Annotated in this window: 12 protein-coding genes, 1 rRNA gene and 1 other annotated feature (1 of these 14 running past the window's edge); all 13 genes read left to right on the forward strand. The window is 46.3% G+C overall.

From position 1 onward, the window contains the following. Nucleotides 1–69: a sequence feature (ribosomal protein L21 leader region), on the forward strand (it extends 16 nt beyond the left edge of the window). 14 nt (nucleotides 70–83) lie between these two features. Continuing rightward, on the forward strand, nucleotides 84–395 hold the full coding sequence (rplU, locus tag MH144_RS28430) for a 50S ribosomal protein L21 (RefSeq protein ID WP_095293319.1): 312 nt from the start codon (nucleotides 84–86) through the stop codon (nucleotides 393–395). Nucleotides 396–408: 13 nt separating this feature from the next. Next, nucleotides 409–738, forward strand: a complete 330-nt coding sequence (locus MH144_RS28435; protein WP_239305578.1) for a ribosomal-processing cysteine protease Prp — start codon at nucleotides 409–411, stop codon at nucleotides 736–738. A gap of 23 nt (nucleotides 739–761) precedes the next feature. Beyond that, nucleotides 762–1073: a 50S ribosomal protein L27 gene (gene rpmA / locus MH144_RS28440; protein ID WP_095293321.1), complete on the forward strand. Its 312-nt coding sequence runs from the start codon at nucleotides 762–764 to the stop codon at nucleotides 1071–1073. A 162-nt stretch (nucleotides 1074–1235) separates the two neighbouring features. Then, nucleotides 1236–1973 (forward strand): Spo0B domain-containing protein, encoded by a 738-nt coding sequence (locus MH144_RS28445; RefSeq protein ID WP_239305579.1) that lies wholly within the window; start codon nucleotides 1236–1238, stop codon nucleotides 1971–1973. A gap of 15 nt (nucleotides 1974–1988) precedes the next feature. Continuing rightward, nucleotides 1989–3299 carry a GTPase ObgE gene (gene obgE / locus MH144_RS28450; RefSeq protein ID WP_239305580.1) on the forward strand — a complete coding sequence of 437 codons (1311 nt, stop codon included), beginning with the start codon at nucleotides 1989–1991 and terminating at the stop codon, nucleotides 3297–3299. Nucleotides 3300–3541: 242 nt separating this feature from the next. Beyond that, nucleotides 3542–3979, forward strand: a complete 438-nt coding sequence (locus MH144_RS28455) for an ACT domain-containing protein (protein ID WP_024633956.1) — start codon at nucleotides 3542–3544, stop codon at nucleotides 3977–3979. Between the two features lie 108 nt (nucleotides 3980–4087). Continuing rightward, nucleotides 4088–5374 carry a homoserine dehydrogenase gene (locus tag MH144_RS28460; protein ID WP_239305581.1) on the forward strand — a complete coding sequence of 429 codons (1287 nt, stop codon included), beginning with the start codon at nucleotides 4088–4090 and terminating at the stop codon, nucleotides 5372–5374. A gap of 124 nt (nucleotides 5375–5498) precedes the next feature. Further along, nucleotides 5499–6569, forward strand: a complete 1071-nt coding sequence (thrC, locus tag MH144_RS28465; RefSeq protein ID WP_239305582.1) for a threonine synthase — start codon at nucleotides 5499–5501, stop codon at nucleotides 6567–6569. Beyond that, the gene (thrB, locus tag MH144_RS28470; RefSeq protein ID WP_239305583.1) at nucleotides 6566–7534 is read left to right on the forward strand and encodes a homoserine kinase; all 969 of its coding nucleotides are present in this window, start codon (nucleotides 6566–6568) and stop codon (nucleotides 7532–7534) included. Before thrC ends, thrB begins: the two co-directional genes overlap by 4 nt. Then, nucleotides 7531–8412: a prephenate dehydratase gene (gene pheA, locus MH144_RS28475; RefSeq protein ID WP_239305584.1), complete on the forward strand. Its 882-nt coding sequence runs from the start codon at nucleotides 7531–7533 to the stop codon at nucleotides 8410–8412. The genes thrB and pheA overlap by 4 nt, the downstream gene beginning before the upstream one ends. Before the next feature lie 142 nt (nucleotides 8413–8554). Beyond that, nucleotides 8555–9439: a branched-chain-amino-acid transaminase gene (gene ilvE / locus MH144_RS28480; RefSeq protein WP_095293327.1), complete on the forward strand. Its 885-nt coding sequence runs from the start codon at nucleotides 8555–8557 to the stop codon at nucleotides 9437–9439. A gap of 193 nt (nucleotides 9440–9632) precedes the next feature. Continuing rightward, nucleotides 9633–11258 carry a LysM peptidoglycan-binding domain-containing protein gene (locus MH144_RS28485; protein ID WP_239305585.1) on the forward strand — a complete coding sequence of 542 codons (1626 nt, stop codon included), beginning with the start codon at nucleotides 9633–9635 and terminating at the stop codon, nucleotides 11256–11258. Between the two features lie 518 nt (nucleotides 11259–11776). Then, a 16S ribosomal RNA gene (locus tag MH144_RS28490) occupies nucleotides 11777–11895 on the forward strand; the annotation flags it as partial.

An 11895-nucleotide genomic window follows, 5' to 3' on the forward strand; every position in this document is an offset into this window, starting at 1 on the left:
ACTGGCCGGGTACAAGAACAGCTCCGCAAGGAGACTGTCACCTGAGACCGGGCGAGTCTGAGACATGAGGAGGTGCAAGGCAAATGTACGCAATTATTGAAACAGGCGGCAAACAGTACAAAGTCCAAGAGGGCGATGTTCTGTTCATCGAGAAATTGACTGCGAACGATGGCGAAAGCGTAACGTTCGACCGTGTCCTGGCTGTATCTAACGATCAAGGTTTGACAGCAGGTACACCATTGGTTTCCGGAGCTACTGTAACGGCTAAAGTGGAGAAACATGGCAAAGGTCAAAAGGTTGTTGTATACAAATACAAACCGAAAAAGAACTACCATGTGAAGCAAGGTCACCGTCAACCGTACACTAAAGTAACTATCGAGAAAATCCAAGCGTAAGAGGGTGCGATAAGTGATTATCGTTCAAATCTTTCGTAACGATGACGAGAGCATCGATCGCTTTTCCATCAAAGGGCATGCCAATTATGCCAAGCGGGGAGAAGATATCGTATGTGCCGGGGTATCCGCTGTTACAGTGGGTACAGTGAATTCGATTGAAGCACTGACTGGTATCGAAATGGATGCCAAAATGAAGAATGGCTTTTTAAGCGCTTCTTTGCCAGTGTTGGAGAGAGACGGAACTTGGTCCCAGGTGCAATTGCTGCTCGAATCTATGGTTCTTATGCTCACTGATATTGCAGAGTCATACGGGAAGTATATTAAGATAGAGCAACTCAAATAAGTAAAGAAGGAGGACAACCAATCATGTTGAAATTAAATCTTCAGTTATTCGCATCGAAAAAAGGTGTAGGTTCCACGAAGAACGGTCGTGACAGTAGAGCGCAACGCCTTGGCGTTAAGCGTGCTGACGGTCAAACAGTAACTGGTGGTAGCATTCTTGTTCGCCAACGCGGAACAAAAATCCACCCAGGTACGAACGTGGGTATCGGTAAAGATGACACTTTGTTTGCGAAAGTTGACGGCGTTGTGAAATTCGAACGTTGGGGACGCGATCGCAAAAAAGTAAGCATTTACCCTGTGGACGTTGCTCCAGTAGCAGCTGCAGTAAAAGCATAATATCGGCATTCCGCCTAAGGAGCCTTCGGCATTTTTGCCGGAGGCTCTTTGTATTTAGGATCGGTATAGATGTTTTCGATAATGAACTGGCAGAAAAGACATGTTATACTTGGTTACGGTGGGGTTTAAAACCAACCGAGTTTTGTAGAACGGGGAGAAGCCATGAAATCTTGGAAAAGAGTGCCGTGGATTGCGGCATGTTCACTTCTGATTCCTTTGGTTTTCGTTGTGCTGTATCCGGCAGCCATTTCGAGTGCTGTATGCGCATTGTGGTCCGTGGCCGTAATCTTTGTTTCGATGAATGTGATGAAGAGGCAGGCGGAAGCGGAACGCAGAACCATCATACAATCTATGGAAAAGACAGCAATTGCATCACTAAATCATCATCGGCATGATTGGATGAACGATCTTCAGGTGTTATATGGATATCTTCGGCTGGGCAAACTTGATAAATCCGTGCAATGTGTGGAAAGAATAAAAGAACGGGTAACCGAGGAAAGTCGGATCTCCAAATTAGGCATTCCCTCACTCGTTTTTTATCTCCAGTCTTTTCGTGCCAGTGGCGCCGCGCTGGAATTGCATGTGGAAGTCGAGGAAGAGTTGCAGCTTAGTGCTCTGATCTCTCCCGAGGATGGCGAGTCGCTTACGGGCGCAATTGCAGATGCAATCAGAGCCTATCAATACGGTGGCGGCCGGTCGTCTTGGGGAGAGGTTCGCAAACTGACCTTGAACTTCGGACAGGACCATGGGGATGTGGTTGTTCGGCTGGACGGGGATCAAACACCCGATCCGGAAACATTGCGGCAGCTTAATGCCGTACTCAAAGGAAAAAAAGTCAGAACGGAGCAGATTCCGTCTGAAGACACGTTTATACAATTTAGAATGCCGTGTGGAATATAGGAAGAAGGGGTAGCCATGTTTGTAGATAAAGCGAAGATTTATGTAAAAGCAGGAGACGGAGGAGACGGAATTATTTCGTTCCGTCGTGAGAAGTATGTACCAAACGGCGGACCTGCCGGGGGTGATGGAGGCAGAGGAGCTGACATCATTTTCCGCGTGGATGAAGGTTTGCGTACATTGATGGATTTCCGATACCAGCGTCACTTCAAGGCCCCTCGTGGTGAGAAGGGACGTAATAAAAGTCAGCATGGTGCGAACGCTGAGAACATGATTGTGCGTATTCCACCTGGGACTGTGATTTTGGATGAAGACAGTGGAGAAGTATTGGCAGACCTGACACGTCATGGTCAACAGGTTGTCGTTGCGCGTGGTGGCCGAGGTGGCCGGGGGAATATCCGGTTTGCAACACCGAACAATCCAGCTCCTGAACTTGCCGAAAATGGTGAAGAGGGCCAAGAACGCTATATTGTGCTTGAGCTTAAAGTTATGGCGGATGTGGGTTTGGTTGGTTTCCCGAGTGTCGGGAAATCTACACTATTGTCGGTTGTATCAGCGGCGAAGCCGAAAATCGGAGCCTATCACTTTACGACTATTACACCTAACCTCGGTGTAGTTGGAGTAGGTGAAGGACGCAGCTTCGTTATGGCTGACTTGCCAGGATTGATTGAAGGTGCTCATGAAGGCATCGGACTTGGACATGAGTTTTTGCGCCATGTTGAACGTACCCGCATCATTATTCACGTTGTGGATATGTCTGGTTCGGAAGGACGCGATCCGTTTGAGGACTGGGTCAAAATCAATGACGAGCTGAAACTGTACAATCCGGTACTCGCGGAGAGACCTCAGATTGTGGCAGCCAACAAAATGGATATGCCGGAATCGGAAGAGAATCTGGAGCAATTTATGCAAAAGGTTCGTGAAGTTCAACCGGATATCGAAATCATGCCGATCTCGTCTCTCACTCGTAAAGGAATTCAAGAACTCCTGTATCGTGCGGCAGATCTGCTTGATCAGATTCCGGACGAAGTCGTGGTGGAAGAAGTAGCGGACATATCTGAACGTAAAGTGTACAGTCTGGATAAGAAAGAAGACGAAGGCTTCCGTATTGTGCGGGAGAATGAAATCTTTGTTGTTGAGAGTGCCAAGATTGATCGCATGATGAAACGGATGCAGCTGAACTCGCATGAGGCCATCCTTAAACTGGCGCGTACACTGCGTTATATGGGTGTGGATGAAGAGCTTCGTAAACGTGGCGCTGAAGAAGGCACGATTGTGCGTATTGGCGATTTCGAATTTGAATTCGTAGAAGGCAGCAGCTACTATTAAGTTTGAAATGTAAAATTACTGTATGGCTGTGCTCATATAAACGAGCATGTAGACGCAGAGAAGTGGGAAAAGACCCGCTGCTCTGCGTTTTTTTGTTTTTCCTAACATGAGGCAGGGAGAACCTTGTATACTTTGAGAAACGGTTTTGAAAAAAATAGACATGTAACGTATTGCCCTTTTAGTATAGATCCGATATAATGTCCACTATATGAAAACATGAGTCTTTGAGGAGAGGACGTTCTGTGAATGAACGCTATTACTTAGTACGGGAAGACATTTTGCCAGAAGCTGTGGTGAAGACGATGCAGGTGAAAGAGCTGCTGGCTTCAGGGGATGTCAAAACAGTGCATGAAGCGGTAGAGCAAGTCGGATTAAGCCGAAGTGCTTTTTATAAGTATAAGGATGGAATTCACCTCATCAACCAATTGGAACGGGAAAGAATCGTCACCATATCGATTGATCTGGAGCATCAGTCTGGTATATTGTCTCGTGTGTTGGGACATGTGGCAGGATATGGAGCCAACGTACTCACGATTAATCAGAGTATCCCGCTTCAGGGAAGAGCCAATGTCGTTATCTCGGTAGAGACGTCACATCTTCACGGAGAGATCGGAGAAATGTTGGATCGGATGCAGGATATGCCGGGAGTTCGGCGCACACGGATTGTAGGTCAGGGTTAGCTGGATTTTATCTCATAACGTCCGGGTATATGAAAAAAAACTGCTTCATTGTACATAGAGAGTGTACAGAGATGGCAGACATAAAAGACATTAGGGGGTAGATCGTTAGTGAAACCGGTAAAAGTGGGATTATTGGGACTCGGGACTGTAGGTACTGGGGTCGTTCGTATCGTAGAAGGGAACCAAGAGGATCTGAGCAGTCAGGTCGGCTCACCGATTGTAATCGAGAAGATTTCTGTAAAAAATACGGTTAAGGATCGCGTCATTGCTGTGGATCGTGACAAACTGACGGAAGATCCGTGGGAAGTGATACGCCACCCGGACATTGATGTCATCGTGGAGGTTATGGGCGGTATTGAACAGACGAAGGAGTACATCCTTGAAGCGCTGGAGCGGGGGAAACATATCGTTACGGCCAATAAGGACCTGATGGCTCTTCATGGCTCCGAGATTTTGGCGAAGGCACAGGAGAAGAAATGTGATGTCTTCTATGAAGCGAGCGTGGCCGGTGGGATTCCCATTATCCGCACCCTGATTGAAGGTTTCTCCTCTGATCGGATTACCCGTATTATGGGGATTGTGAACGGAACAACGAACTTTATTTTGACCAAAATGAGCCAGGAAGGCGCTTCTTATGAAGAAGTTCTTGCAGAGGCACAGGCTCTGGGTTATGCGGAAGCCGATCCAACTTCGGATGTGGAGGGACTGGATGCCGCTCGCAAAATGGCAATACTGGGAACGTTGGGGTTCCGCACCAATGTGGAGCTGCAAGATGTGGCGGTTAGTGGTATTTCGTCCGTAACCCGTGAGGACATTACGTATGCCAGAAGACTCGGTTATGAGATGAAACTGCTTGGGATTGCGGATTGCCGTGATGATGAGATCAATATCAGTGTACAGCCTACCATGGTGAGACAGAGTCACCCGATTGCCTCCGTTAATGGCGTGTTCAATGCAGTTTATGTTCATGGGGAAGCAGTAGGCGAAACGATGTTCTATGGTGCGGGTGCAGGTGAACTTCCAACGGCCACTTCCGTCGTTGCAGATCTGGTGGCTGTGATCAAAAACCTGAAGCTTGGCGTAAATGGACTTAAAGCCATCGTTCCTTACAAGCAGAAGCGTCTGCAAAGCGATGAACAGATTATGTCGAAGAACTTCATTTTGCTGCACGTGGACGACAAAGCCGGCGTTTTGGCGCAAATCACGCAAATTTTTGCCGAGTATGAAGTCAGCCTGGCTTCGGTAGTTCAACAGCCAAACGAGCATAACCCGGATGCCGAGATCATCATCGTTACTCATAATGCAAGCAAGGCAAGCATGGATAAAGTGTTGAAACACTTTGAATCCCTTAACGTTATTCGCCGCATCAAGAGTGTATATCGGGTTGAGGGTTAATGTAGGGTTAACTCCATAATCATGTACTGTTTGAATTGTTGAATTGAATTGAATGCACAATTATTCATTATATAATTTCAGGTCTTCATATTCGTATTACTTAATCATAAAGGAGCTTATTACAATGAGATATCAAGGATTGCTGCAAACGTACAAAGAGTACCTTCCGGTTAATGAAAATACACCTATGCTTACGCTTCAGGAAGGAAACACGCCACTGATTCATGCCGAAAATCTGTCCAAGGAACTCGGACTGAATCTATATTTTAAATACGAAGGTTTGAACCCAAGTGGTTCTTTCAAAGACCGCGGTATGGTAATGGCTGTTGCAAAAGCAATGGAAGAGGGCAGCCGTACGATCATGTGTGCCTCCACAGGTAATACTTCTGCAGCTGCTGCAGCATATGCGGCACGCGGTGGTCTGAACTGCATCGTATTGATCCCTAATAATAACATCGCACTGGGCAAGCTGGCACAAGCCATGATCTACGGGGCCAAGGTGATTGCGATTAACGGTAACTTCGACCGTGCACTTGAAATTGTACGTGAGATTACAGCGAAGCACCCAATTACTCTGGTGAACTCTGTGAATCCTTACCGTATTGAAGGTCAGAAAACAGCTGCATTTGAAGTGGTTGATCAATTGGGCCAAGCACCTGATGTACTCGCAATCCCAGTCGGCAATGCAGGGAACATCTCTGCTTACTGGAAAGGCTTCAAAGAATACAAAGAGGCGGGGAAATCGGACTCCTTGCCACGGATGGTTGGGTTCGAAGCAGAAGGCGCGATGGCAATCGTTAAGGGGGAGCCGATTCTTGAGCCAGAGACTGTGGCAACTGCGATCCGCATCGGTAACCCGGCTAGCTGGAAGACCGCTGTAACCGCGGCTGAAGAGTCTGGTGGACAGATCAATTATGTAACAGACGAGGAAATCTTGACAGCATATCGTACGATTGCAGCACGGGAAGGTATCTTCGCTGAACCGGCATCGGCCGCTTCGGTTGCAGGAGTATATAAATTGAAAGAGGAAGGATACTTTAAAGGCGGAGAGACGGTTGTATGTGTCTTGACGGGCCATGGTTTGAAAGATCCGAACATCGCCATTAAAACGGTAGCAACAGAGCCGCTTGTAGTAGATGATTCGGAAGAAGCAGTTATGGCAGCTATTGCACAGCTGGAGCAGCAATCCGTATGAGTTTGAAGCAAAGTGTTACAGTAAAAGTACCGGCAAGTACAGCCAATCTGGGTCCAGGGTTCGATACCCTGGGCATGGCATTGTCTTTGTATGCCTGGATTGAGATGAAGCCGTCCGAACAGACAGTGTTTCATCTGTATGGAGATCATTTGAATGGTTTGCCAACGGATAAATCCAATCTAATCTACGAAGTCGCACAGATGGTATTCAATGAAGCAGGTGTGTCTGTTCCTGAACTGGAGATTTCGATGGTTTCGGATATTCCTCTTACCCGCGGACTGGGAAGCAGCGCATCTGCCATAGTTGGTGCACTGGCTGCCGCGAACGCATTAATTGGTTCTCCGCTATCGGATGATAAGTTAATGGATATGGCTACTTCGCTCGAAAAGCACCCGGATAATGTGGGGGCTTCTCTATATGGGGGTATCATTGCGGCTGCGTGGGATGGCATTCGTGTGGATCACATCCGTATTGAGCCGCACCAGGATTTACAGTCGTTAGTCATTGTGCCTGACTTCGAACTATCGACTTCAAAAGCAAGAAATGTCATCCCGCAGCAATTTGGCAAGTCGGATGTCGTGCATAATATCAGCAGATCTTCTCTGTTGGTTGCAGCGCTGGCAAGCGGGCGACTGGATATGATACAAAGGGCGATGCTCGATCGTATTCACCAACCATATCGGACATCTTTGGTACCCGGCATGACTGAAATTTTGGAACATGCTGTACAACATGGCGCTTTGGGGGCTGCACTAAGTGGAGCTGGACCAACCGTTCTGACATTGGTGGATCGGCATGATCCTCGCAAAGCCGAGCTGGAACAGTATTTGATGGAGACCATGGCCAAGGAAGGCATTAATGCGACGTCTCTATGGCTGGATCCGGACCTGGACGGTGTAACCGTGCTGCCTGATCAAGATGAACGTCCTTTTTTGGACAGAATTAAAGGGGAAGTTAAAGCATGAAACGAATTGCCGTATTACCTGAAGGCTCCGTTTCCCATGAAGCTGTAGAATTTCTGTTTAATGGGGAACCGCTGGAGCTGCTTCATTCCAAACTGATTTCTGATGTGTTTCGCGCCACGGATAGTGGCAAGTCACAATATAGCGTCATTCCCATTGAAAATACAATTGAAGGCTCCGTTAGTTTGCATATGGACTGGCTGGTTAACGAAGTGGATATTCCAATGCAAGCGGAGTGGGTGTATCCCTCCATACAAAATGTGATTGGACATGGTTCCGAGTTCTCTGACGGAAGTGGTGCATACGACTTCAGCAAAATTACCAAGATCATGTCCCATCCGGTAGCTATTCCGCAGTGCCAGAACTTTATCCGTCTTCATTCCCCGAATGCTGAGCTTGAAGGCGTTAATAGTACGGCAGAAGCGGTCGAGTTGGTAAAAAAGAATCCCGGAAAAGGCTGGGCCGCTATTGGCACCCGTCTTGCTGCACAAAAGCATGGATTGGATATCATGGCTGAACGGGTGACCGATCATGATAACAATTACACCCGTTTTGTACTTATTGGTCATGAGCCAGTACAGATTCAACGTGAGCCGGATCATGTAAAAACAAGTTTGCTGGTTACACTGCCTGAAGATGCACCAGGTGCTCTGCATCAGGTATTGTCCGCATTTGCCTGGAGAAAGCTGAATTTGACTAGGCTGGAGTCTCGTCCTACGAAGAAAAGGTTGGGAAGTTACTATTTTTACATCGATGTTGAGGAAACCGTAGAATCCGTATTGCTCACAGCAGCCATGGCTGAGATCGAGGCATTGAATTGTCAGGTCCGTGTTCTGGGCAGCTATCCCTGTTATACATATCCTTCATTGAAAACCACCTGATAAACGGGTAGGATCGGTTGAGGATTGGCACTGAGATAGGTAAAACGTGAACGTAAAAGCTTGCCACATGTTGTACAATGTTATGGAAGAATTCAAGATTCGGGAATTAATGATTGGAAATTAAACGGAGGTGCAGTCATCCATGTCAGAACAGTGGATTTATTTGGATGGTCAATACGTAACCAAGGAGAACGCAACCGTTTCCGTGTATGATCACGGCTTTTTATATGGGGACGGAATTTTTGAAGGTATCCGGATATATAACGGCAATATTTTCAGATGCAAAGCGCATTTGGACCGTTTGTACGATTCGGCAAAATCGATCAGCTTGAACATTCCTTTATCCTATGATGAAATGCTAGAAGTAATGGCAGAAACAGTGCGCCGCAATGATATGCGTAACGGATATATCCGTTTGATCGTATCTCGTGGGCCTGGTAATCTGGGTCTGGATCCGCTGCGCTGCCCGAAAGCGTCTGTTATTATTATTGTGGAGCAGCTGGCGATTTATCCTGAGGAAGCGTATCTTACGGGGTTAAAGGCTGTATCTGTATCCCAACGACGTAATATTCCGGATGCTCTCAATCCCAAAATCAAATCATTAAATTATCTGAATAACATACTTGTTAAAATCCAGTCCAACTATGCAGGTGTTGGCGAAGCAATCATGCTGAATTCCCAAGGATATGTTACCGAGGGATCCAGTGACAACATTTTCATTATCAAAAATGGGGTAGTCTACACACCGCCTTGTTACCTCGGAGCTCTGGAAGGTATTACGCGTCAGGCTATTATTGACCTGTGTGGTGAATTAGATCTGGAGTTAAAAGAGGTTCCGTTTACCCTGCATGATGTGTACATCGCTGACGAAGTCTTTTTCACGGGAACAGCCGCAGAAGTCATCGCTGCATATGAGGTTGATGGAAGAACAATTGGATCGGGTGTAGCAGGCCCAGTCACATTGAGATTGCTCGAAGCGTTCCGTCAAATTGTAGATAAAGACGGTTATAAGGTTTGGGAAGCTTAACTCTTCTAAACATATTGAAATGCAATATCCTTCTTGTCCAATAAGATCAGCATCCCAAATAGGATGCGGGTTTTGGAGACGGGGAGGATTTTTTTTGTTTAGATGATGTCATTAGCCCAGTTACTGCATAGGATGTAGTAACGGTATGGGCGAATGCGCTGCCCAAGTAACACGTCTAGGAGGTTAGTTCCCCGTGAAAATACACATGGTGAAAAAAGGCGACACGTTATATTTACTGTCCCAAAAATATAATGTGGGCCTGGACAAAATTATTGCGGCTAATCCGCAAATTACTGATCCCGACAAGCTGGATATTGGTATGAAAGTTAAAATTCCTGCAGAGCCTGTAACACCAAAACCAGAAGGAATACTTCACAGTCACAAGGTCCAGCAGGGAGATTCCTTATGGAAGCTGTCCCAAGCCTGGGGAGTCTCATTGAAGGATATGATCAACGCCAACCCTCAGTTGAAAAACCCGAATGCCTTGCTTGTTGGAGAAACAGTCTATATCCCGTCCCAACATGTACAGGGAAACACGGTGACGGGAAGCAGTGCGGGTAATATTGCTGCTCATGAAAAGCTTTCGCCTGAAGGCAAGGAATATACAGGCGTCAAAGAAGAGCCGGTACCACCAGCACCACCAGCACCAGCACCGGAAATACCTAAGGCAGTAGAAGAGACGCCAGTTCCTACACCAGCACCAGCACCTTTACCAGCAAATCCGGTCATGCCAAATGTGATGCCCGAATTGGAAGTACTGCCGCAGTTACCAGAGCTTCCTGAGGTTAAACCGGAGAAGGCACCTGAGAAAAAAGAACAGGTTGCCCCAGTTGCCGAAGTACAGCCTTTACCGGAAGTGCCGACTTACACCATGCCTAATCTTTCTCCTGAAATTATGCCGCTACCAGTCATCCCTAATACGAAGTCGCCGTCAGTCGTTTCACCTGCAACCAAATCTCCTTGTGGCTGTGGGAAAAAATTGCATCATGCGCCGGCTGAACATCCATATGCTCAAATCCCTGTTCCTGTTCAAGAGGTTTATGCTGTTCCTGAATCATCTCATATTGCTGGGTTTAATCACAATTCTGGGTTCCCAGGGTTACCTGAAGCTACTCCATATTCGGTTAGCCCTTCATACCAAGATCAATGGTCAGAGCAGAACCACAATAACTTTATGCCGAATTTGGCTTCTGATCAGCAGGACAATTTTTATCCGGTTGCGCCCGCAGCACAAGTCAATAGCCCGTTCCCTCCATTTGTTGCTGATACACATATGAACCAGCAGCCGTTTATTTCCCCTTACTCAACACTCCCTTATCCACCGTGTGGATGTGGCGGACATATGCATAACCCGCATTATGGGCAACCTGCATACAGTTATCAGGATCCTGCGTGGGGAATGTACGGTTCATATAACCCGTACGGTGTGCAGATGCATATGGGACCAAACATTGTACCTAACCAGCCTGTAGAGTATGCATATCAGAATCCGTATCCTTCACAAAACATGGTACCCCCATCTCCATTAGGAGCTTTTGGGGAAATGTACCCACCACAAGGCAATGGTGGAACTAAAAAAGGTGGACGTGAAGAAGCGGATTTAAGCCAGTCCAATGTATCGGGAGAAGAAGTAACCGATGCAGGAGGCAAAACAAAGCAAGCTTCTGCAAAAACCGGCACGGCAAAACGCAGAACAAGCAAATCAAATGGTAAAAGAACGTCCAAAGTATCCGTATCTTCTGCGAATGGAAGACGCAACACAGAAACGGAGAAACGTAATCCAACCAAAAAACGTCGTAATCCCTGGATACAGTCATAGCTAATACAGACAGGATTGCAAATCCTGATTGTTAAAAAGAGGCCGGCCTATGTTCAAAGGCTGGCCTCTTTACTTGATATGAGAGGAAAAGAATGAGCAAACGAAGGAATGTGAACTAGAAGTAAACGAAAAGTTGTAAAATAATTGTTAATTCGTTGTATGTGTGATAATATATCCATACGTTTTATTTTATCCCTATCTATATTATTTCAATGGATTTTGGTAGAGTTCTTACTTATATAAAATCTATGAAATAAAAAAAAGAAAAAAGTGTTGCATTGATCTAATCGATATGTTATATTATTTAAGTCGCCGCTGAAACACAGCGCTGACGCGATAAAGAAACACATTAACAAGTTTGATCTTTGAAAACTGAACAACGAGTGAGTAATCATTCTGCTTGCAGGATGAACGTGAAGGTTTTTGGTACATGCCATTTGGTTGTATGAAAACTGGAACAACAATGAGATTTTTAATCTCGTCAGATTCAAAATGAGCTAATCGCTCTTTTCAATACTTTATTGGAGAGTTTGATCCTGGCTCAGGACGAACGCTGGCGGCATGCCTAATACATGCAAGTCGAGCGGACTTGAAGAGAAGCTTGCTTCTCTGATGGTTAGCGGCGGACGGGTGAGTA

The organism is Paenibacillus sp. ACRRY (assembly GCF_022346995.1).
Classification (GTDB): domain Bacteria; phylum Bacillota; class Bacilli; order Paenibacillales; family Paenibacillaceae; genus Paenibacillus.